This is a genomic window from Thermofilum pendens Hrk 5 (assembly GCF_000015225.1).
Taxonomy (GTDB): Archaea; Thermoproteota; Thermoprotei; order Thermofilales; family Thermofilaceae; genus Thermofilum; species Thermofilum pendens.
Genome location: NC_008698.1, coordinates 725227 through 747203 on the forward strand (window position 1 = coordinate 725227; position 21977 = coordinate 747203).

The 21977-nt window shown below is 58.0% G+C and carries 19 protein-coding genes, 1 tRNA gene and 1 pseudogene; 10 read left to right on the forward strand and 11 right to left on the reverse strand.

Translation table 11 applies throughout. The features are described 5' to 3' along the window. Positions 1 to 36 precede the first annotated feature (36 nt). Positions 37 to 798 (forward strand): proteasome assembly chaperone family protein, encoded by a 762-nt coding sequence (locus TPEN_RS04005; RefSeq protein ID WP_011752441.1) that lies wholly within the window; start codon positions 37 to 39, stop codon positions 796 to 798. 11 nt (positions 799 to 809) lie between these two features. Continuing rightward, positions 810 to 1241, forward strand: a complete 432-nt coding sequence (locus TPEN_RS04010) for an Hsp20/alpha crystallin family protein (protein WP_011752442.1) — start codon at positions 810 to 812, stop codon at positions 1239 to 1241. 2 nt (positions 1242 to 1243) lie between these two features. Here the strand turns inward: TPEN_RS04010 and TPEN_RS04015 are convergent, their stop codons facing one another. The 5 genes from TPEN_RS04015 to TPEN_RS04035 form a co-directional block, all read right to left on the reverse strand. Beyond that, entirely contained in the window at positions 1244 to 1990 is a 747-nt protein-coding gene (locus tag TPEN_RS04015) for a helix-turn-helix domain-containing protein (protein ID WP_011752443.1), read from the reverse strand. Positions 1991 to 2060: 70 nt separating this feature from the next. Then, positions 2061 to 2915 (reverse strand): type II secretion system F family protein, encoded by an 855-nt coding sequence (locus tag TPEN_RS04020; RefSeq protein ID WP_011752444.1) that lies wholly within the window; start codon positions 2913 to 2915, stop codon positions 2061 to 2063. 60 nt (positions 2916 to 2975) lie between these two features. Further along, a complete protein-coding gene (locus tag TPEN_RS04025; protein WP_052885126.1) occupies positions 2976 to 4466 on the reverse strand; it encodes an amidohydrolase in 1491 nt (496 codons plus the stop codon). Next, a complete protein-coding gene (locus tag TPEN_RS09955) occupies positions 4463 to 5341 on the reverse strand; it encodes a hypothetical protein (protein ID WP_011752446.1) in 879 nt (292 codons plus the stop codon). The genes TPEN_RS04025 and TPEN_RS09955 overlap by 4 nt, the downstream gene beginning before the upstream one ends. 6 nt (positions 5342 to 5347) lie before the next feature. Next, entirely contained in the window at positions 5348 to 5752 is a 405-nt protein-coding gene (locus TPEN_RS04035; RefSeq protein WP_011752447.1) for a hypothetical protein, read from the reverse strand. Positions 5753 to 5787: 35 nt separating this feature from the next. Here TPEN_RS04035 and iorA point away from each other — a divergent pair, with 35 nt between their 5' ends. After that, positions 5788 to 7659, forward strand: coding sequence for an indolepyruvate ferredoxin oxidoreductase subunit alpha (iorA, locus tag TPEN_RS04040; protein ID WP_011752448.1), 1872 nt, complete (start codon positions 5788 to 5790; stop codon positions 7657 to 7659). A gap of 4 nt (positions 7660 to 7663) precedes the next feature. Continuing rightward, on the forward strand, positions 7664 to 8263 hold the full coding sequence (locus TPEN_RS04045; RefSeq protein ID WP_011752449.1) for an indolepyruvate oxidoreductase subunit beta: 600 nt from the start codon (positions 7664 to 7666) through the stop codon (positions 8261 to 8263). Here TPEN_RS04045 and TPEN_RS04050 read toward each other — a convergent pair. The 3 genes from TPEN_RS04050 to TPEN_RS04060 are packed head-to-tail and all read right to left on the reverse strand — an operon-like array spanning position 8243 to position 11927. Further along, positions 8243 to 9370: a geranylgeranyl reductase family protein gene (locus tag TPEN_RS04050; protein WP_011752450.1), complete on the reverse strand. Its 1128-nt coding sequence runs from the start codon at positions 9368 to 9370 to the stop codon at positions 8243 to 8245. The two genes, TPEN_RS04045 and TPEN_RS04050, sit on opposite strands and share 21 nt — an antisense overlap. A gap of 20 nt (positions 9371 to 9390) precedes the next feature. Then, on the reverse strand, positions 9391 to 10002 hold the full coding sequence (locus tag TPEN_RS04055) for a helix-turn-helix domain-containing protein (protein ID WP_011752451.1): 612 nt from the start codon (positions 10000 to 10002) through the stop codon (positions 9391 to 9393). A gap of 38 nt (positions 10003 to 10040) precedes the next feature. Further along, entirely contained in the window at positions 10041 to 11927 is a 1887-nt protein-coding gene (locus TPEN_RS04060; RefSeq protein ID WP_011752452.1) for a carboxypeptidase-like regulatory domain-containing protein, read from the reverse strand. 98 nt (positions 11928 to 12025) lie between these two features. On the opposite strand from TPEN_RS04060, the gene lysS reads away from it, so the two are divergent. Together lysS and TPEN_RS04070 are read left to right on the forward strand one after the other, a co-directional pair. Next, positions 12026 to 13639 carry a lysine--tRNA ligase gene (gene lysS, locus TPEN_RS04065; protein ID WP_011752453.1) on the forward strand — a complete coding sequence of 538 codons (1614 nt, stop codon included), beginning with the start codon at positions 12026 to 12028 and terminating at the stop codon, positions 13637 to 13639. Between the two features lie 168 nt (positions 13640 to 13807). Continuing rightward, entirely contained in the window at positions 13808 to 14146 is a 339-nt protein-coding gene (locus TPEN_RS04070) for a hypothetical protein (protein WP_148677929.1), read from the forward strand. A 55-nt stretch (positions 14147 to 14201) separates the two neighbouring features. On the opposite strand, the gene TPEN_RS04075 is transcribed toward TPEN_RS04070, so the two are convergent. Next, on the reverse strand, positions 14202 to 15755 hold the full coding sequence (locus tag TPEN_RS04075) for a hypothetical protein (RefSeq protein ID WP_187146355.1): 1554 nt from the start codon (positions 15753 to 15755) through the stop codon (positions 14202 to 14204). A 201-nt stretch (positions 15756 to 15956) separates the two neighbouring features. Next, entirely contained in the window at positions 15957 to 17369 is a 1413-nt protein-coding gene (locus tag TPEN_RS04080; RefSeq protein WP_011752456.1) for a hypothetical protein, read from the reverse strand. 70 nt (positions 17370 to 17439) lie between these two features. On the opposite strand from TPEN_RS04080, the pseudogene TPEN_RS09815 reads away from it, so the two are divergent. The 4 genes and pseudogenes from TPEN_RS09815 (at position 17440) to TPEN_RS04095 (ending at position 21570) form a co-directional block, all read left to right on the forward strand. Beyond that, positions 17440 to 17668: pseudogene (locus TPEN_RS09815) on the forward strand (hypothetical protein). Positions 17669 to 17831: 163 nt separating this feature from the next. Beyond that, positions 17832 to 17932, forward strand: a tRNA-Thr gene (locus tag TPEN_RS04085). A gap of 45 nt (positions 17933 to 17977) precedes the next feature. After that, positions 17978 to 19912 (forward strand): alpha-amylase/4-alpha-glucanotransferase domain-containing protein, encoded by a 1935-nt coding sequence (locus tag TPEN_RS04090; protein ID WP_052885128.1) that lies wholly within the window; start codon positions 17978 to 17980, stop codon positions 19910 to 19912. Next, on the forward strand, positions 19909 to 21570 hold the full coding sequence (locus TPEN_RS04095; RefSeq protein ID WP_011752459.1) for a glycogen synthase: 1662 nt from the start codon (positions 19909 to 19911) through the stop codon (positions 21568 to 21570). Before TPEN_RS04090 ends, TPEN_RS04095 begins: the two co-directional genes overlap by 4 nt. Here the strand turns inward: TPEN_RS04095 and TPEN_RS04100 are convergent. After that, complete coding sequence (locus TPEN_RS04100) at positions 21544 to 21975, reverse strand: transcriptional regulator (protein ID WP_011752460.1); 432 nt, start codon at positions 21973 to 21975, stop codon at positions 21544 to 21546. The two genes, TPEN_RS04095 and TPEN_RS04100, sit on opposite strands and share 27 nt — an antisense overlap. Positions 21976 to 21977 lie beyond the last annotated feature (2 nt).

A 21977-nucleotide genomic window follows, 5' to 3' on the forward strand; every position in this document is an offset into this window, starting at 1 on the left:
ATATTTCTCGTTTTCTTCTTAGTTTTTCGAGGGAGTATGAGCGACCAGGAGTGGTCCTTTTTCCTAAAGGAGGAGCCCCCGAAAGACTCGGTGTTCATCGTCGGTCTACCGGACGTCGGGCTCGTTGGACCTATATCGACCTCTCACCTCGTCAAGCAGTGGGAGCTTAGGGAGATAGGGTACCTCGACTCTGCGAGCCTTCCACCCGTGATACTGTTCCACGAGTACAGCCCGCTGTTTCCCATAAGGTTCTACGGGGGGTACAAGAAGAACGACTACGTAGTCGTCCTGCACTCGGATATCGCTATACCGCCAGAGCTCGTACCGAGCATGGCCTCGTTTCTCACGGAGTCGCTCTTCAGGAAGTCAGCCAGGAGGGTGGTCCTACTCGGCGGGATAGCGGTGCAGAACAGGCTGAACATCGAGACCCCGAAGACGTACGCCGCTTCAATCGACGCGGAGAGCCTGAGGTACGCCCAGGAGAAGGGCATAGAGCTACTGAAGGAGGGCTTCATAGGCGGGGCTTACGCGCAGTTCCTGAAGGAGGGCTACAAGAGGAAACTCAGCGTGATAGCCTTGCTCGCCGAGTGCTTCCTCAACTACCCCGACCCGGGAGCCTCCGCCTCCGCCCTGCAGGCTCTCGCGAAAATCCTCGGGCACGACGTGGACGTTAAACAACTGTTGGAGCAGGAGGAGGAGATCAGAGTCAAGCTCCGCGAGCTCATGAAGAGGACCATGGAGAGCATGCGCGGTGCGGGTAAAGAGTACGAGTACACCGTTCCGGCTCTCTACGTTTGAGGTGGGGCGACATGGAGGAGTGGATTAGGAGGGAGATTGAGGAGATGCTCAGAGAGTTTAAGAGAGTTAGAGAGGAGATTAGCAGGATCGAGGAAGAAGTGTTCAGGCCGCTAGCCCCGGAAGAAAGAGTGCAGGTACCGCTCTACGAGGTTAGAAGGTCGTCGGACTGCCTCACGATATACGCTGATCTGGCAGGCGTTAAGCGCAAGGAAGACGTAGATGTATACGTCGAGGGGAACGTCCTTAGGATCGAGGCAAGGCTCAGTAAGCCGCTCCTCTTCGAGGGCTTGGTGTTCTTCAGGGAGGGGATAACGAAGTACAAGCTGGAAATCCCGTTGCCCAGCAACGCGGACGTTGAAAATATAAAAGCATCCTTTAGGAAGGGTATGCTCGAGGTAACGGTTCCTCTCAAGGTGCAGAGAGTAAGAGTAAAGGTCGAGTAGCGCTACTTGATGGCCCGGAGCTTCTCGATAAGGTTTTCGACGGTATCGACCCTCGTTACCGCTAAGGGTATGTTCTCCCGTTTCGCTATCTCAAGCCCAAGCTCGTCTACCTTCTTTACTCCGTGTAAAACGACGAGGGCTGGGCGCAAACCTCCCATACCGGCCTGCATGGACTTCACAGCGACCATGGGGCTTCTACCGTACGCGACGCGCGTGAAGATAGCTGCTCTCTGCGTAGTGGCCCCGTAGAGCTTTACGTAATCGTAACTAGGGACGTCCAGCACGAGCTTAATGCTGTCCACGACCGTGTAGCCGAGAAGCGGCGTAGCCGCGTACGATTGTCCAACGATTAGGTCGGCGTCTATCGCCTCGCAGAACCTGGAGATCGAGATCGGGATGCTGAACTCGCGCATGTCCAGTACTGCTTCTCTCAGCAGGTCGGAGCCCAGCAGTATGCGCCTCAGCCCCGAGAGGACTATGCCTCCCCGCTCCAAGTCTTTCATGATCAAGCTCTTCACAAACTTCCTGATGAAGCGGGCGCCCGGGCTCTTCCTACGCCCGCTCTCGTAGTCGCTGATCACAGACGCTGAGACGTTCATTATCGATGCGAGCTCGACCTGCGTGACGTTGAACTTTTCCCGCCATTTACGCATTTCGAGACCCGGGTTGTCACTAATAATAATTTCACCAGCTATTTTTGACGCGATTTCCCTTATCGCGGGGTCGGAAGCCCAGCTGTTGTGCGACATCTTTACACCGCGGCATTTTAGCCTTTTGGCATTAAAATCCTTAACTACTGTCGAATGCACTCGTATGCGTTTAAACCCTGGACAGTATTCCGTCGATAGCTACGTAGACGCCCAGCGCGGAAAACGGTACGACTACGAACGTTAGCACAAGCACCAGAATGCCCGGCGATAATCCGAAGACGGTTCCGCCGAGCATATCCATGATCACCAGCATGGTTACGAACATGAGTGGCGCGGCAACCATCAGCGTTGTGTACACTTCTGCCATCATTGAGATAGTGTTCGTTACCCGCCTGAGGCTCTGCGTTTTCTCGGAGAGGAGGACGCCGGAGAAGTGCGAAAGGTAGCTTTTGAAGTTCCCACTCGTAATGTAGGTTTCCCGTAGTCCCAGCCAGAGCATCGCCAGCGACCTGCTGGGCGACCTGAGAGCTGCTCTCGACAGCGCTGTTAGGGTATCCAGCCCGTACGCCTTTATGTCCCTGAGGATGAGCGCGATCTCCCTCTTTATCTCCTTGTTGCTTTCGTAAAGAACCGCTCTCTCCAGCAGGCGCTCGAGCCCCATGCCCGAGGAGGAGAGTGCCGCCATGTAGGACGCGGTGAACGGCAGGTCTTTCTCTATCGTGATCCTCCGGGAATAGACCCTGTAGACAGGGTAATAGAGCGCAACGAATACTACGAGCACTTCGGCGAGCACTGTGAGCGTCACCGAGGCGGCGAACGCCAAGGGTACAGCGAACCTGAGCAGGAAGAGGTGTACAGCTAGGCTCGCCGCGAAGACAGCGGCTCCCACGGCCACCAAAGCCCTGGAAAGGTAGGAGACGTAGAGGGAGAACGGGGTCTCGAAGCCCGCCTTAACGTAGTACTTCTCGAAAGCCCCGAGCGTCGACTGGATGTAGAGGCGGAGCAACCGCTCGCTTCTAACCATACCCAATAAAGTGCCACAACACGAATAATAAACCTCGCGCGAGGCCTTTTCCCTGCAAGCTTATGCGAGAAGGTCGGGTACGCGGGCTCCTGGTGCTCTGTACACCGTTTTCCCTCCTACTAGCACCGCGTACGCCCTCAGAGCTTCGTACTCCTTCTTCGACGTCGGGAGCCTCGTAGAGTTGAGCACGACGATCGAAGGTCTCCGTTGATCGTACGATGTGTAGAGCCTGAGAGCCTCCACGAAGCTCATCTTCTCCCCGTAAGTGTAGCGGCATACGGGTAGCCCCTCGGGGCACCCTCTCTCCACGGCGGCGTAGACGCCGAGCCAGGGGTTAATCGGCTCGACCGGTGCATCCGAGGAGCCGTAAACGCGCGTACGGGCTTGGAGCGACTTGAACGCATAGACCCACTCCGCCCTCTCTCCGAGCCTCTCAGTTATCCACGTATCGCTCAGGATGAAGTGCGGTTGCACCGCTATCTCGGGTTTCACCGCCCCTATCTTTTCCAGGATGTCTGGCGGAGTCAAAGAAGCGTGCTCTATCCTCAAGGAGCCCCGCGGGAGTTGCTCAGCGGCTTTAAGCGCCTCCGCTACAGCGAGGTCTCCGATGGCATGCACGGCTGTCTGCAGCCCGAGGGACAACGCCCTCCTGGCCACTGAGAGGATACCCTCCGACGAGATGCGGAGCACCCCCCTCGTCTCGGCGTCGGAGTACTTCTCGCGTAGAGCGGCGGTTCTAGCCCCGAAGCTACCGTCAGCGAATATCTTCACCCCGTGTACGAGTCCTTTGTACTCCCTAGCGGCGAGCTCCGCGATACCCGGATCCACGTATGCCCGGTACCCGATGGGAAGCGTTGTCAGCACCCTCTGGACGGCTTCGAGCTCTTCCAGGCTGACGGACATCGAGTGAAGCTCGGTTACACCTAGGGACACGTACTCCGAGAGTACTCTCAGTATCCACGACTTTAGGAGCTCAGGCGGGGGCGGCGGGATCCTCGACACCACGTAGTCTACGAGGTCCTCGTAGACTATCCCCGTGGGCACGCCCCCCTCCTTCTCCAGCAGGGCGCCGAAGCCTCTCTCGCTGTCGAGGAGGCCCATCTTCCTCAAGGCGAGAGTGTTGAGGAGGGCTACGTGTCCACAGACGCGTATAAGGACGACCGGGTTGTCCCCGGTCACGTCGTCAATGTCAAAGCGGGTAGGCATCCTCCTCTCCTTCAACTTCTCCTGGTCCCACCCCCTACCGACTATCCACGAACCGGGAGGAGCCTCCTTTACCGCTGCCTTCAAGACCTCTCTGATTTCCTCCAAGGAGCTGACGCCCCTGAGGTCCAACCTACCGAGGCTCAACGCGGTGGAGTACAGGTGCATGTGCGCGTCCACGAGCCCCGGCACCACGACTCTACCCTCGACGTCCACGACGAGGTCCGCCCCTGTCTTCAGGGCCGCGCTCTCGCTCCCGACGAAGACTATGCCGGAAGAAGGCGAGTAAACCACGGAGTCCGAGCCGGGACTCCAGGGTACGAAGGCGTTAACGAACGCTATCTTCACTCGAACCACCCTGCTCCGAGCGCGTAAATGGCCTTCTCCGTGGCTTCGACCTGTCCCTGGCGGATAGAGACGTAGCCGTAGAGGAACAGCCTTCTCGCCACGGCGACTCCTTCTCCGGGATTCAGTTCTCTCGCCGCCTCGAGGAAAGCCTTGTAGCTCGTGACGAGCCCTGAGGCTTCGACCTCCCTGAGTAGTTCCAGCGCAAGCCCTTCCTTCTCCTGGAACGCGAACCTGAGGAGGCTCGGAGGCTTTCTCGGCTGGGGTAGCTTGAAGCTGAACGGTACCTTTTCGTAGATCTCGTTCTTCGATAGATCAACGTTGATGTCGACGGCGGCCCTCACCCTCAAGGCTCTAGGCATTCTCTCTATCAATGCGCGCCTATAGCCGGGAAGACCGCTTAGCTTCAACCTCTCCCAGTAGTCGAGGTACGGCGGGTTCAGGAGGATTATCCTCCGAGCACCCATTGAGAGCGCTACGTGGACGAAGCTTGCTAGGAAGACTGCGCCGAGGCTACTCGCATCTAGGCAGACCTCGCTTTTCCCAAGAGCGGCGAGGGTTGAAGTCGATGGCGCGAAAGGCAAAAGGCACGCGCAGCGACTACTGGATGGCTGGTCTTCTACGTGCATCGACAGGTAGAGTAGCTCCCTCCAGCCCTCAGGGGAGACGGCGGCGGCCTTAGCAACAGTGTTAGGGCCCGGCGCCGTCCTCAGCAGGAACGCAACCGCGTGGTGGCTACGCACGAAGCCATCCTCGCGTAGCGCCAGTGCCAGTACGTGGTCGGGGGCTACGACGCCGGGTCTTTCCTCGCAGGAGGGCAGAACCTGGAACGAGTCCTCCGGGCAACCCTCCCGCCCGTAGCGTACCTCGACGCTCATCGCTAGTCACGCGAAATAGTGTCTGCCATCCTCGCTCCTCTGCGGTTGGGGAGGCGGCGGGAGGGGGAGCGACGGAGGTATCCCCAGCTCTCTCAGGAGGAGCATCGTCTCGAAAAGTACATTCGAGGAGAGCATCTGGATTATCTGGGGGTCTGGGCGCCCGTTCTTCAGCCCCTCCTGTAGCTCTTTAAGCTCCCCCTCCGAAGCGGAGACGCTTATCCTACCCTTCAGCGACACAGTGAAGAACGCCGGCACGCTCGTAACATTCGCGAGGAACTCTGCGACCAGCTCGCCGCCTACAATGTTCATTGAGGTTGGAAAGGTGAGTTGCACGTTAACGTTTATCTGCGCACCGGTGGGCTCTGAGAGTTTCTCAGCGTGGATATACGTGTAGGTAAGGGACACCTTCATACTAAGCCTTAAGTACTTTGAGGCAAAAATAGTTAATGATGAGCGTAATCGAAGGGTCCCCGGGAGAGGTGAAGCTTCTCCTGGGTAACGAGGCTATAGCGAGGGGTGCCCTGGAGGCCGGCATCTCGGTTGCAACGGCTTACCCCGGGACGCCGTCCACAGAGATCGTGGAGACACTGGCAGAGGTCGGCGAGAGGTACGGCGTCTACGTTGAGTGGAGCACGAACGAGAAGGTAGCACTAGAGATAGCCATCGGCGCGTCCATGATGGGCCTTAGAGCGTTAACAGCGATGAAGCACGTCGGCGTGAACGTGGCCTCGGACCCCTTGATGAGCTTAGGGTACACCGGAGTCGTTGGGGGGCTCGTCATAGTCACGGCGGATGATCCGAACGCACACAGTAGCCAGAACGAGCAGGACAACAGGATCTACGGGCTTCACTCGTATATCCCCGTTTTCGAGCCTTCATCGCCCCAGGAGGCTAAGGACATGGTGAGAGATCTCTACGATCTCTCGGAGAAGTACTCCACCGCCGTCTTTCTGAGAACAACTACGAGGCTGTCCCACAGCAGGGGTGAAGTGACTCTGGGGGAGTTGCGGGGCGCGGGTAGGGAGCCCCGTTTCCACAGGGACCCAGAGCGGTGGGCGTTGCTGCCGCCCTACAATCTTGTGAAGCACCGCGAGGCCGTTAACAGGATCAAGAGGCTAGAGGAAGACCTCTCCAGCTTTAAGTACAACTGGGTCGAGCCGGGCGACAGCATGGTCGCCGTAGTGGCAGTAGGGGCTACCTACGCGTACGTCAAGGAGGCTGTCTCCAAGCTCGGGGTGAAACCGACCATTTTCAAGCTTTCATCCACGTACCCGGTCCCGAGGGGGTTCGCCGTTAAGGCTCTCTCCTACGAGAGGTTGCTGGTGGTAGAGGAGCTGGAGCCGTTCGTCGAGAAGGAGCTGAAGGTGATAGCCTTCGAGGAGGGCATGAAGCCCGAAATACATGGCAAGGATCTCCTGCCGAGAGTAGGGGAGCTCTCCACGGCGCTTGTTGCGCAAGCCATTGCGAAGTTCCTCGGAGTTCCCTACGAGCCGCCGAGGACGTACACACCCGGCGTGGAGTTGCCCAGGAGGCCCCCCGTTCTATGCGCAGGTTGCGGCCACAGGTCGACGTACTACGCGGTGAAGCTCGCGGCTGCGAGGGCTAGGGTGAAGCCGGTCTACGCGAACGACATAGGTTGCTACACGCTAGGCTTCTACCCGCCCTTCGAGATGGCGGACTTCACGTGGAGCATGGGATCGGCGCTCGGGATAGGGATGGGTATATCCAAGTTCAGCAAGGAACCCGTCATCGCTTTCATAGGCGACTCTACGTTCTACCACGCGGGCATACCCGGGCTCATAAACGCGGTTTACAACAGGATACCACTGGTGGTCGTCGTCATGGATAACGGGATAACAGCCATGACCGGGCATCAGCCCCACCCTGGTAGCGGGTTCGGCCCCGCCGGGGAGCCGAGGCCCGTCGTGAAGATAGAGGACATAGCCAAGGCTGTGGGCGTCGAGTTCGTAGAGGTGGTGGATGCCTACGACGTGCCGGCGGTCAGGGATGCGGTAGAGAGGGCTATCAGGTACGTGGTAGAGAAGAGTAGGCCGGCTGTCGTGGTCTCCAGGAGGCCTTGTGCCCTGATGGAGCTTAGGAGGAAGCGGCTGAGCGGGGAGAGGGTCGTGCCCTACTACGTAGACCAGGAGAGGTGCGTGAGGTGCGGTATATGCGTGGACAAGTTCTCGTGCCCGGCTATTGTCCGCGAGGAGGACGGCAGGGTAGTTATCCTCCCGGAGGTCTGTGTCGGGTGCGGTGTGTGCGCAACGATATGCCCCGCGAAGGCTATACACCCTGTAGGCGGGTCTTCGGGGTGAGAGCGTGGCGGGTAAGAGCATCGTTATAGCAGGGGTTGGCGGGCAAGGTCTCATCACGATAGGAACAGTGGTTGCCCAAGCACTGATAAGGAAGGGGTACAGCGTCAGGGTGGGAGAGGTTCACGGCCTGAGCCAGAGGGGAGGCTCCGTCGTGGTCTTCCTCAAGTACGGGCAGGGCCCGTTATCGCCCATCGTGGATCAGGGAGAAGCGGACGTGCTCCTAGGGCTAGAGCTCATAGAGACGTTGCGTAGGGTGCCGTTGCTCTCAAAGGAGGGGGTCGTGCTCGCTAACAACTTCTTCTTACCCCCGCCCGCCGCGAAGTCCCCTAGCAGGAGCGCGGTGCTGAACGCCTTGAAGGGGCTGGGCGCGAGGGTCGTGCTTTTAGAGGCGGACGAGTTGGCCCTGAAGGCGGGGTCCCCGATCACTGTGAACATGGTTATGCTGGGCGCCCTAATAGGTACCGGTAGGATCGACTTAACCCTAGAGGACGCCGCGGACGTTTTAAGGTCGCGCTTCAAGGGCAAGGTGCTGGAGATGAACCTCGAAGCCCTTAAGCTAGGCTATACAGCCGCGCAGGAGCAACTAGAAGGCCAGCGACTTTAGAGCTGCGCTTGCGAGGAGGGTTGGGCGCGAGAGGAAAAGTTTCGCGGAGAGCTTCAGCGCCACCGCCGATTGAACGTCCATGGAGCCCTCGCTGGCCACGATCTCTTCTCCTCCCACTTCTTTCAGCGCCTGGAAGAGCTCGTCCAGCTCTGCGTCCGAAAGAGAGTTCAAGGCTTTCCTAACGAGCAACTGTACGTGCATCTCCCTGCCCAAGGCCCGCTTAACAGCCTCTCCGTAAGCCTCCGGTCTATCACTCAGTATCGCATCCGACAGTGCACGCGCCGCGATCGAAAGGTACACGAGACCACCCCCAGTCGTGGGCTTCGTCTGCCCAGCCGAGTCTCCCAGTAAGAAAAGCCTGTCCCCGGCGTAGACGTCGACCATTCCGCCCGTATAGACGGCGCCGCCGAACACTCTCAGCCTTTTCACCACCTTCACGCCTACACGCGACAGCGCGAGCATCAAGTACTTCAGCCTTAGGAGGACGTTGCCCCTACTAGCAAGGCCTACCCTGTAGGTTCCGTCCTCGAGCGGGATTGCCCACGCGAATAGCCCTCGGGAGAACTTCTCGCCCAGAAACACGTAGAGATGGTCTGTATCCCCAACCTCGTCCTCCACGCGTACATCGAGCTGCAGCGCCGGTAGCAGGAACTCTCTTTTCTCACCGTGCAGTACCGACAAGAAGCCCGTACCGCCGGCGATAACCCCTATCGCCCCCCTCTTCCTCACGGAAAGCGCGAAGCCTCCCAGCGTTTGCCGCGCGCCTAGAAGTACCCGGGCACCGGCCGATACTGCCTCCTCGTAAAGCTTTTCCTCTAAAAGCTTCCTCTCGATTATAGCAGCAACCTCGGAGCCCCGCCTTGCCAGGAAAACTTTCCCGGAGGGGGAGACGAAGCGCGCGCCCCTAAACCTGTTTAGGACGAGCCCCCGCTCGCCGACACCTATCCACTTCCTAAGTCCCTCTATGCTGACAAGCCCGGTGCAGTGCTGGGGTAGCCCGACCCTTTCGTGCTCCTCGTAGACGTATACATCGCCGTCGCCGTAGCCCTTGAGGAACCTGGCCAGCTGCAAACCGGCAGGGCCCCCGCCCAGTACGAGTACGTCCAAGCCCCTCCCCGGCGTGAGGGCTAGAAGACCTGCCTAGAGGTAGGCTTCAATTCCTTGCTGAGCCGCTTTAACAGGTAAACGAAGTACTCTACCCACTCCTTGCTCACCCCCTCCAAGTGGTTCAGAGCGGATGCGCCGTCCCCCTCAACCTTGGATGCCAGTAGTCTCGCAAGCTCCACGAGCCCTTTCCCGTTGTAGGTCTTCTTCAAAGCTTCGAGCTCGCCGAGAACCTCGGAGCCCCTCCTGAGGGCAACCCCCCGCATGAGGAGCCAGCTCTCGCTGAAAGCTTTGAAGATTTTTCTCGCCTCGTCGGAGCCTGTCTCCGTAAGCCTTACAACTCTCCTTTCACCGTCTCTGTATGCCTGCCGGCTCCTGAAAATGAAACCTCTCTCCTCCAGCCTTCTCAGAGCCTCGCTTACAGCCTCGAAGTAGGGCAGGTAGAGGGACGGCGAGAGACGCAGAGAGACGAAGGGGTAGATTGCCAGTATAAAGTGAATTATCTCCTCGCCGTAGATAGGCGTCCGCCCGTCAAGGTACAGGAGTAGAAGGACGAAGTCGTCGAGGGACGGCTCGCGCACGGGTGTAAGGCCCATCTCGCCGGCAACGCCGACCTTCCAATCCGCCTCGGTCAAGTGCTCACCCTACTCTCCCAACTCGAGCGCCTATATATTCATCGCGCAAAGTCTACCTCCTCTATACCCTTTTCCCTCCGTTTCAAAGCTCGCCTAACCGCAACGATTGCTGCGAGGAAGACTGTTGCCACCAATGCGTAAAGCGCGACTTTACCGGTCACCGTGAAACCGCCTATTTTCACGATCTCGTCTACCTGTACGACTCTGAACGTGTCGGAGATCAGCCGGACGGTTTGGGGCTGGGCCCCCTCTACTATCAACGTGTAGTTCCCCGCCGGTACTAGCCCGAAGTCCGCCCTTCCAGCCTCGTCTGTGAGCCTGGTAGACGAGAAGCCTCCTCCCTCGAGGAAAACCACGGCACCCTTCACCGGTTGGTCCAGGAGGTTTCTCACCAACACTTGAAGCCTGTATGCCTGTATCGAGAGAACGCTCCTGCCGCCCTTCAAGTCTACCTCGACTGAGTACCTCGCAAGCCTAGTGTTGTTCCAGTACACCTCGAGCGAGTAGGTACCCGGGGGGACTCCGTGGAACACGGCTAGGCCCTCCGCGGAACTGTTCGCGACGAGCTCAACAGCTCCTTTGAGGACAGCCTTGTAAGAGGTGAGCACTTCGCCGGCTCCTTGCCGCACGAACTGGAAGCTCACAGTCGTGGTGTTCGTGAGTATTTCTGCGGCCGAGTCGCCTAGGAGCGTCACGCGCCCCCTCCCCACGACCCTAGACGCTACGTATGCTACGACGTCGTAGGTACCCGCGGCTAGGGGGCAGACCACGGCTTCCCCTCCCCTGGCGATGCCCGAGTACACGGGGACGCCGGCCCTGTACACTACGAAGTATGTGTTGTTTAACGGGTAGCCCGCGATATCAGTGAATTTCAACGAGAGGCTGTAGATAGGCGGCTGTACGAGTAGCTCGGGGGGCGGCGTGTAGACGACGACGTCTCCCAGGGAGATGCCGGCGGAGAAAAACCTCACAGTGATGGTAGTGTTGGCGCCCAGGATTACTCTAGAGCCTTCCAACACGCCTCCCTCGGGGGGAATAACCCTGTACGAGTAGTCCTTGACCCCACAGAGGCTCTCAGGCTTAGCTACGGTCACGCTAACGTTGTAGCTCCGTAGCCCAGCCTTCTCCGAGAGGTCCCTCGCGAAACGTAGCAATACGTGGGGTGGCCGCCCGGCTAGAGCGTTTTCCTCGACTCCCGGGAGCGAGGGGTGGTTTGCGAAGAATAGCCTGAAGCTGTAAGGCGGGTACACCACCTCGTCGTCGCTCGGAGGTATAAAGTAGAGGTACCACGCCTTCACGCTGATAGCACCGGGTCGTAGCGACACGTTGAGGAAAGGCACGACTACGTCCGCGACGAATATATCCTGCCCTAAGACTCTTATCGAAGAGGAATTTAGCACGAAGAATGGCTTGTCGAGGACTTTGAACACGTCGCCGGGCGACAGGAGTAAAAGCTCCAACCTCACGCCGGCGGCGACGAAGCCGGGAAGCGGCGGTACCGACACGTTGAAGCTAGGCGACGACGGAAGGCTTGACTGCACCCCTATAACTCCGGAAACTACGGGCCCCGGGCTGACCTTCTGGAACCTTACCTCCACCACGTGCATTTTCCCGTCTAGCGCCACGGACGCCGCGAACCACAGAACGCCCGTCCCGTTCACAACGCTGTACCTGGAGCCGTCGACACTTACGGATACGGGTTGCAGGCCGGACGAGGGATCCGAGCGCACGACGAGCACGCTTGCAACTGTTTGAACCGTCAGCGAGGGGGAATTGACGTTGACGGGCACGTACCTACTCTTCCAAGCTCCAGCCACGTACTCTAGGACCTCCACGTAGTAGTGCTCTGCGATGGGCGCAGCGCGGAGCGCTGGAACCAGCAAGAGAAAACACAGCAGAAACGTCGACCAGTGCTCTCTCCTCAAGCCAGACCCCGCAGACTGTGTTCGCAACATGCATAAGAAGGTAACGCGCTGAGAAAAGGTAATTAAGAGCCGGGCTCGATGAAGGGTGAGGGCTCGGAATGCACTGGGTTAAAGGCGTAGCGGAGAGCGTGGCTTCGAGGGCTCGAGAGAAGGGGGTAGTAGTTGCAAACGGTGGCTTATCGGTCTCAGGGTTGCAGCACGTCGGCAGGCTGAGGGGAGAGATCACTGTGGTCGACACGGTCGTCAGGCTTCTACGCAGGGAGGGTTACGACGCCGTTCACAAGCTGACGCTTTACACCGTAGATGCGTGGAAGGGTAAGGAAGCCCAGCGTAGCCAGTTCGGGGATCCCGAGGAGGCGAGGGCCTACACGGGGCGCCCCCTCTACATGGTGCCAGACCCCCACGGCTGCCACGCCAACTGGGTGGAGCACTACTGGGACGAGTTCGGAAGCCACCTGGGCTCCTTCGCGGAGAAAGTGGACGTCGTGACAACGAAGGAGCTGTACGAGAGCGACGAGCGGATGAAGAAGTTCGTCCTCCTCTCCGTGACGGACCTCAGGGAAAAGGTTGTAGAGACGATAAACAAGTACAGGGGCGAGAAAAAGCTCCAGCCCGGCTACATACCGTTCCAGCCTATCTGCGAGAAGTGTGGGCGCGTCGACACCACCGAAGCACTGGAAGTCGACGCGGCGAACTACAGAGTTAGGTACGTGTGTAGGCACTGCGGGCACGAGGGGTGGCAGAGCCTCGCGAAGGGGAAGCTCAACTGGCGAGTCGAGTGGGTAGGCGTCTGGTACGCGCTCGGAGTAGACTTCGAGCCCTACGGGAAGGATCACGCGACTCCGGGCGGCTCCCGGGATAGTTGCAACGAGCTGGCGGAGAAGGTTTACGGCTTCAACCCCCCGCTGGGGCTCGCATACGAGTGGGTGGGCTACAGGAAGCAGGGAAAAGACATGGGAGACATGGGTTCGAGCGACTTCATAGGCTTCTCCCCCCGTCAGTGGCTCGAGGTCGCCGAGGGGGAGGTACTGAGGTACATCTACCTCTCAGCCCCGCCCATGAGGCGGATAGTCCTGAGCCTAGAAGAGGTTCCGTCGTACTACGACACATTCGACAAGGCAGAAAGAGTTTACTACGGGCTGGAAGAGGGAGACAAGGAGGCGGCAGAGTCCTACGAACTCGCCCTGCTGGCGAAGCCCCCCTCTGAGCCGCCATTCCAGCTCCGCTACCTGAACGCCATGATCCTGACCCAGGTTCTGCCGAGCAAAGGGGAGGACCTCGGCGAAGTAGTGGAACGGTTGAAGTCCACTAAGCAGCTAACCCGGGAGCTAACGGAGTACGACGTAGAGAGGATCAAGAGGAGAATAAGATTGGCGAGGCGCTGGCTAGAGCTGTACGCGCCGGAGTACTACCGGATAACAGTAGTGGAGGAGCCCCCGCTCACAGAGATAGAGAAGGTCATGGACGAGAGGATTTCCCAGCTCCTGGCAGCATTGCTCGACTCTCTCCAGAGGCTCGAGGTCTGGAACGAGGAAGAGATCAAGAAGGCGATGGTTTCCATCGAGCGTACCAAGGAGGAGGAAAAGAAGCTGTTCCAAGTCCTCTACCTATCGTTCTTCGGAAGACCCTCGGGCCCGAGGATAGCGCCTTACCTCGGGATGCTTGACAGAGACTTTGTAATTAACAGGCTTCGCAGACTCGTAGAGAGATAGCACCCTTTCTCCATTGAGGACAGAAAACTGAAAGCGGAAAACCACCAGGGAAGCGCATGCTCGTCTCTCGTCTTCTCGTCTCCTTCGTACACGCTCGCGAGAAGCTTGCGACAAGCTTAATAGAGAGTAGACGCTGAAGGTGTGACTGACTTCAAAGAGGTGGGGAGAGTGGGGTACATGGGTGAGAAGACTAAGCCCAGCAAGCTTCTCATAGTGGTGACGATGATACCGGTACTTCTGGACGGCGCCGTGTGGATGGTCACCGAGGGCTTCAACGTGAAGCCCAGGTTCTTCCCGCCGCTAGTCTACGCTGTTGGATCGCTGGTTATGCTTGTGCTCGCGGTTTTCGTCTCTTTCATAGGCTATACTATGTCGAAAGATGAGGAGCCGGAGTGGGGGAGCAAGCTCCCCTTCAAGCTGATACAGGCTCTTAATATCCTCTGGGTCCTCGTATCCGTGATGTTCGCCTTGCTGGTAGTATTCATCTACTTCATGAGGATAGCGTAACTCGGAAATGTGCTGAGGCCCCCAGTAAATAGAGAAGGTTACTACAGTGCGTAATCTATAGTGCTTTTAATCGTTCTTCGCAGCGCCTGAGCTCTTCCTTCAAGGACGCGTTCTCCTTCTCCAGGCTCGCTACCCGAGCCTCAAGCTCTGCCAGCCTCTTCAGCTTCTCTTCGAGTGCTTTTTCGCGTGACTTCAACTCAGCTTCCCTAGCTTCAAGCCTCTCTCTAAGCTCGACGAGCGCGCTCTCCTTCGATGCCAGCATCCTCTGGTAGCCCGTGAGCTCCCTCTCCCTCTCCAGCAGGCGCTTCTCCCACTGGGCAAGCTCCTCCTGCTCCTTCAGCAGTCTTTCCTTGGCTGGCAGGAGCTCCTCTTTAAGGATTCTCTCCTTCTCCTCTATTTCAGCCCTCAGTTTGCGCAGGTACCCCTCCTTCTCCTCTATCTGCTTTAAGAGGTACTCTAGCTTCTCCGTCTTCGCCTCCCTCTGCGCAACCTCCTTTTCGCGCTGAACGAGAGCCTGAGTTTTCTCTAAAATCTCTCTCTCCATCGCTTGGGCTTTCTCTAGGAGAGCTTTCTCCCTTGCCGCTAGCTCGCTCTCCCACTTTTTAAGCTTCTGCTCGAGCTCCTGAAGCTCTATTCTCAGCTTTCTAGCCTCTTCGGCGTCGGAGGCAATCTTGCTGGAAAAGCTTTTTAGCTCTGCCTCGCGGCGTTCAAGCTCTATCTGCTTAGCGATTAGTTCTTGTTCTTTTTGCCTTAGAAACTCTATATACTTCACTAAATCGCCTACCTCGGGTATCTTGGAGACGGCCTTGTTAAGATTCTCGAGAAGAGTTGTCATGGATTTTTCTCTCTCGATTAGCTCTTTCTCCTTTTCTTCAAGTTTCTTAGCCTGCTCTTCCAGCAGTTGTTTTCTCTCTTCTAGCTCCTTTATTTGTCTTGTTAACGCCTCGGCTTTGGCAGAGAGTTGCGTGTACTCCTCAACCATTTTGGCGTATTTCTCCGCGTTTTCTCGCAGTTCTTTAGCTGTTTCGTCCACGGAAGACAGGCTTCCGCTGAGCGACTCGATCAGCTTCGCTATATTGTCCAGCGAGTCCTGGAGGAGCGTGTGCGTCTCAGATATTCCTCTTAAACTTTCAACGACTTTGTTTAGTTCTTCAAGGTTTACTCTGCCAAGTTCTTTCCGAGCGGCATCTATGGCTTCGAGCAACTTGGTCGAGTATTCCGTTACCTTACCATCGATGAGGTCTGTGCGCGCAGTAATTTCCTTTAAGCCGTCTAGGATACTGTCAATTTTTTGTATTTCCTCGCTGATTTTTTGAATCTGCTCAGCGATTGCATGTATTGTCTCTACTTTTTCCTCCAAAGATGTGAACTCATCGGTTATCTGTTTCTGTAGCTCGTCTACCTGGCTACTGGTAGCTGTCCTTTGAAGTAAGTCTAAGACGTCTGCCAGGGAGGCTCTGAGCTCCTCCAGGGAGGCTGAGAGCTGCGTGAGAGACGTCCTGATGCTCGCTCTTATAGGCTCTTGGAGTGTGTCCGGCAACGTGGATATCCTGCGGTCAATGGTGGACATCATCGCCTTTATCTCTTCGCTGAGCTCCTCAATCGTCATCCCTTTTTCCTCCTTTTTTCCTCTGAAAAATGCCATCCCCTACACCTGTTAGCATATGCACGACTTAGCTATAATTAGGTATCGATCAATATATACGCGGGGTCCACGCTTGCACGTGATTCATGGAAGAGATGTTGCGCGCGCGACTCGCTATGCGGAGGGAGGAGAGGGCCGGGCGCCTTTCCCTGCCGGTCTTACTCTTTAGTCTTCTGTCCCCAGCTCTTCTAAGAGCTTTACAAGGCTCTGCGCCTTGGGGTACTGTGTGGCCTTGTACCTTGTGAAGGCGAGGAGCGTTGCGCGTAGCTTTGCGTCGCTACGCGCGTGTTCAAAGAGAGAATTGTGAGTCACCTGGTAGTATTCCTTGCTCCCCATGCGAACCACCCGGACGTCCCAGCCCTGAGCACGCGCCTCCTCCACCCAGCCTAGAGGCACAGCATCAACCACGATCCTCGCGTAAATACGGTTATCAGCCGTGTAGTAGACTACGTGTAGCTTAGCCCCCGCTATCTCGGCGTAGAACGGGTTGTTTTTCTGCCCGTTCTTCCTACCCCTCTTCTGCGGTATCCCGTAGCCGACGAACAAGAAGTGTTTAATCTTGGCGCATTTCGTCACCAATGAGACGAACTTTGTGTACTCGCTAGCCCTCTCCACAGCTAAGCGGGCATTGACAATGGCGCTCTCAGCTGGCAGGTAAACTATCTCATGTCTAATTCTGAAGTAAAGCTCTCTCATTCTCAGGAAATACGCGAGTATGCCGTCTCCTTCATACGCAGTCAGTAGCGCCACGGAATCGCCGTTAAGCGCCTTGCACTCCTCGACCAGCCTGCGATACTCTACACGTTTAACTTCGCCGACAAGCCTTGAAGCCCAGCCCAGCTCCTCCTCGTAGCCGTAGACGAGTACATGCCACTCGATGCTTAGCCTGGTACTGCCAAGAATGCCCGCCGTGACGCCCAAGCGGATATTGCCACTAGGAAAGGCCGCGAGCGTGGCTGGCAACTGCCACGGTTGCGTTGTGCTGAAACGTACATCGCTGTGGCGCCCATGAGGGGGTGTCACATCCGTCAGGATCCACCCCCTCTGCAGGCTTCTAAGCACGTCTGGCGATGTCCTCACGAGAACCTCCGGGAAACTAGTCTCAGTCCAGTAGCCCTCCAGCGGTACGTGTACGGACCAGCCGTTAGTAGGCTTGCTCACGACGACGTGCCAGTTCTCGTGTGGCACGTACACGCGCCAGTGCCTTCCATGCCTCTCGGCTCTAAGACCATCGGCGCCGGCGTCGACGATTGCTTGCAACCTTCCTCTGAGCTCTATGACTGCGCCTCCCTCCCTCGGCCTCTCGTCGTCGTTCAACAAGAGATACTGGCGGGCGTCGTAGTCGAACAGCTTGCTGAACCTGGGGTAAGCCTCGTCCGGCACAACCGTGTAGCCGTTTACGAGGAACCTGGTGAAGTCCCAGTCGACCTCGGTCACAGTGTCGAAGAGGCCGCGGTAGTGCGTCCTGCCCCTCCTCTTATCCTCTGTTCTGGTGGCATACAAGCTTAGAGCCGCACGCCTCCACGTCTCCTCCCTAACAGTCTTCTCGATTTCCTCATACCCCATCATATCAACCATATTTCACCCCTCCTTAAATGGTGGAGGGGGCGCCCTACGCGGGCGCGGCATCAGGGGTCAGCGGTGGTTGATGAGCGACCCGAGGGTTACCGTGCGGGCGATAAGCGCGCTTTTGCGTCTTCTGGCGAGCACTCTTAGGCGCGCGCCTCTACGAGGCGCGCCTAGTAGAGGTGTTAGACGCAATCGAAGAGTTTCTAGCCTCTGTGGGAAGCGCGACCCCGCAAGTCGAGGAAGACAAAGAGCTAGCAAGGGAGCTGGAGGAGGATATCGAGGGGCTGAGAGGGCTAGGGCTAGCGTAAAACTCCTTTTTCCCTGGTTTTGTAAACGCGGGAGCTCGCGGTTTCAGATTTCTCCCGTGTTTGTAAACCAGGAAATTCCCTGAGTTTCCACGTGCACAAGCAAGTCAGAGAAGCTCGACGAAAAGTTTATGTATCCTTGTTCCTCACTTTCCGATGGTCTTTAGCCCCGGTAGCTCAGCGGGTGGAGCGTCGGCCTCGTAAGGGAGGCTGCGCGGGGTTCGAGAAAGCCGAAGGTCCCGGGTTCAAATCCCGGCCGGGGCTCCAACGCGCGGCGCGAGATTTATTTTAGAGCGAGAAAACCTATTTTACGTGTCGCAACGAGCCTCGTTCATCTTCGTACTGCACTTCCACCAACCCGTAGGGCAAAGCCTCAGGGTATTGGAACGTATACAGCGTAACTCGTACGAGCTACTCCTACGGATACTCCAAGAGCACCGGGACCTCCACTTGACTCTCCACTTTAGTGGTCCTCTCTTGATGTACTGGCGTGAGCTTTACCCCGACTTCCTCGCTAGGCTTAGAGAGACTGTCTCGAGGAGCGAGTTCGAGGTTCTCGGCGGTACGTACTCTGAAAGCGTGCTGTCGCTGCTTCCGTGGGAGGACAGGGTCTTGCAGCTCAAGAAGGGGCGCGAGCTGGTAGAGGAGACCTTGGGGGTCTCTCCCCGGGGTCTCTGGATCCCCGAGAGGGTCTGGGACCCCACGCTTCCCCCCGCGATAAGCGAGGCTGGGTACAGCTATGTGATAGTAGACGACGAGGTCGGGTATAGGTCTGGTCTTTGGAAAGACGACGTCCACAGGGCCGTCTTGACGGAGTACAGCGGGAGGAGGGTGGGAGTGCTCTTTATCGACGGGCCCGTGAGGTACATACTGCCGTGGAAAGCACCCGGAGAGGTTCTAGGCTACATAAGATCCTTCGCCACGGAGGACGGGCGACTCTACGTGCTGTGGGGCTCCGACGCCGAGAAGTTCGGAGAGTGGTGGGACGCGAGGGCCGCCGAGCAGTGGCTACGCACGTTCTTCGGCATGCTTAAGGGGGACTCGTCCGTGGCGCTCCTAACGCCGTCCGAGTACATCCTGAGGCACGGGTACCAGGGGCTCGCGTACCTCGCCCCGGGGAGCTACGACAAGATGATGGAGTGGAGTGGAGGCTACTTCCCCAACTTCCTGAGGAAGTACAGGGAGACTAACAACATGCACAAGAAGATGCTGTACGTGAGGGGAAAGCTATCCCTTCTCAAGGCGTCGAGGGAGGCGTGGGAGGAGTACCTCAAGGCGCAGTGCAACGACGCTTACTGGCACGGGCTGTTCGGAGGAGTCTACATACCGTTCCTCAGGCAGGCGGTGTTCGAACACTTGGTAAGGGCGGAGCGCTTAGCCGAGGAGGAGTCCGGCTACTACCTGGGGAACTCCTCCGTCGTTAGAAGCCTGGACTTCGACTTCGATGGCGTGGACGAGGTGCTCATCGAGGAGAAAGAGGTCAACGCCTACGTAAAGCCGAGCGACGGAGGCTCTCTCTTCGAGCTAGACGTAAAGATGCCGGGGAAGGAGCACAACCTTCTCGCCACGATGTCGAGGTACAGGGAGCCGTACCTAGAGGATCAGAAATCGGTTGTCCCCGACTGGTACAGGCGCGTCGCCTTCAGGGAGCACATCTGGCGCAAGGACGCCTCGAGCGCCGACTGGATTAACAACACGCCGTTCGTAGACGTGAGCGACTTCGCCCTGGGCAACTACATCGTAGAGGCTGTAGAGGGCAACAAGCTAGTGCTCTCCTTTACGGGTAGGGACTGGAGCGACAGGAGGAGGCCGGCGCGGATACACCTCGTGAAGACCTACGAGGTGCTGGGCTCCCAGAGGACTGTCAGGGTGCGCTACAGGTGGCGCAACATGGAGAGAAGGTTCATAGACCCCAAGCTCTCGGTGGAGGTCAGCCTGTTCCCCAGGCTGAGCTACGAGGAGGACTCCGACCCTACGTACACCGTGGACGGCTCGCAGAGGTTGAGCGTGAGGGAGGGCTTCTCCTCTCCCTGGGCCAGGACGGTGAGGGTAGAGTCGCCGGCCTTCCCGACGGTCACCGTTGAGAGCTCGAGGCACGCAGAGGTATGGGTATCCCCCATCCTCAGCTGGTACAGGACGGAGAAGGGGTTGCGGAGCGAGTACCAGGGGCTAGCCGTTTCCTTTAACTACGCGGTAGCGCTAAACCCAGGGGAAACCTTCGAAACGGAGGTGTCCCTGTCTTGGTGAACCCGGATAGAACGGTCTTAATGGTAGCGTTCGAAGCAACGCCCTTCGTGAAGGTCGGCGGCCTCGCGGAGGTTCCGAGCAACCTGGCGAAGGAGCTGGTCGCCCTAGGGTGGAGAGCCTACCTCGCCTTGCCGTCGCACGCGCCTCCGGGCAGGAGGGGGGAGGAGCCAGTGGCCCGCTTCGCGACGCCTCTAGGAGAAGTCTTCGTTGGCAGGGCTTCCTGGGGCGGCGTCACGTACCTGCTCTTCTCGGGATCCGCGCTGAGCGACGAGAGGGTGTACGCCGGCGAGGTAATGGACCAAAAGGTGAAGCTCTTCTCGTACGGGCTATCCCTCCTACTGCTGAACGCTGAGAAGTACGGCGTAGTGTTCCCGGACGTCATACACTTCCACGACTGGCACAGCGTGTATGCGCTCGTGAAGGTGAAGCACGACTTCCAGCAGAGGAAGGCTCGGACGCTGTTCCATGTCCACCTGCTCGTGAAGAAGCACGTAGACCCCTCGATTTTCGAGCAACTAGGGGTACCCCTCGGCTGGAGGCACGAGGTGAGGGTTAACGGTAGATCCATGGACCTAACCCTAGGCGACGTGCTGAGAGTTTCAGGGGGTATCGCCGAGAAGATAGGAGCCCTCGAGGCCGACCGGCTAGTAACGGTGAGCGAGTCCTACCTTCTGGACGACGTGCTCCCGTTCGTGGGAGGCGAGTTCCGCGGCAAGTCTAGGGTAATCTACAACGCCACCACATGGAGCCTGAGGGGGGCCTTGGAGGAGGTACTCGGCAAGCACGGGCAAAGGCTACGCTCCTTCGCTGGGCGTAGCGAGGGCTTCAGGAGGACCGAGATAAGGAAGTACTTCCTGCTGAGGGCACTTGGAGAGCTCGAGGAAGGCGAGCCCGAGGTACCGGACGAGAGGATAAAGAAGCTCGTCTACGACCTGGCGGATCCACCCATGCGCGGTCAAGGCAAGGTTGAACCCTTCATGTTTGACGGCCCCCTAGCCATAACGACCGGGAGGCTTGCCAGGCAGAAAGGCTTTGACTTGATGGTAGAGGCTGTGCCGAGAGTGCTGAGGGAGCTCGGGGAGGCTAAGTTCGTCTTCCTCGTGCTACCCGTCTGGGGCGGGGAGGACTACGTGTACCAGCTTGCAGACCTCCAGCGCGAGTACCCCGAGAACGTGCGCGCAGTCTTCGGCGTAGCGCCCTCGATATACAAGCTGGCGCACCTCGCCTCCGATGTGTTCTTCGCTCCTTCGAGGTGGGAGCCCTTCGGGATAATGGCTCTGGAAGCCATGTCAACCGGGAACCCCCTCGTGGCTTCGAGGACCGGGGGGTTGAAGGAGATAGTGCTGGACGTAAACGTGTACGCAGAGAGGGGTACAGGGATCCTCGTAAGACCCGACGACCCCTACGAGCTCGCAGAGGCGCTGAGAGACCTCCTCGCCTTCATGGAGGCTTCGAACACGGGCAGGATTGAGTGGTACGCGGGCAAAATAGAGAACAAGACGCTGAGGCGCATGCTCGAAGAGTACCCGGACGCGGGCGAGATTCTCAGGAAGAACTGCGTGGACAGGGTTGAAAAACACTTCTCGTGGGCGGCCTCCGCGAGGACGGCAGATTCTATCTACAGAGAGTTGCTAGAGGGAGGACAGGAGACTCTGTAGAGCCGATTTGACGCTTTCTAGCTTCTTTTTGAGTTCCTCGTTCTCCCTCCTCAGCCTTTCCAGCTCCTCGCCGCCCGGCAGTACTAGCTCGACCTTTCCGCCGCTCTTGACGAAGGCTTCGTACGTCTCGCGCACAATCTTGCCTGCCTCGGTCTTGCCTTGCAGGTGGTTCCTTATCGTCGCCTCGGTCCTCCCAAGCTCCTCTGCGATCTTAGTCACGGGGTACCCTGCTCTCTCGCGAGCCAAGGCGCCCGCCGCGATGACAAGCGAGTCCAGCCACGTTATCTTGTCCTCCGCGATCCTGATCTTTTCCAGCACATCGCTCCTCATCAGGGTGCCTAAGATCAACGCAAGCTCCAGCTTCCTAGTGTCCTCCTTTCCCACAGGTTTCAGTGGAACCTCCATGG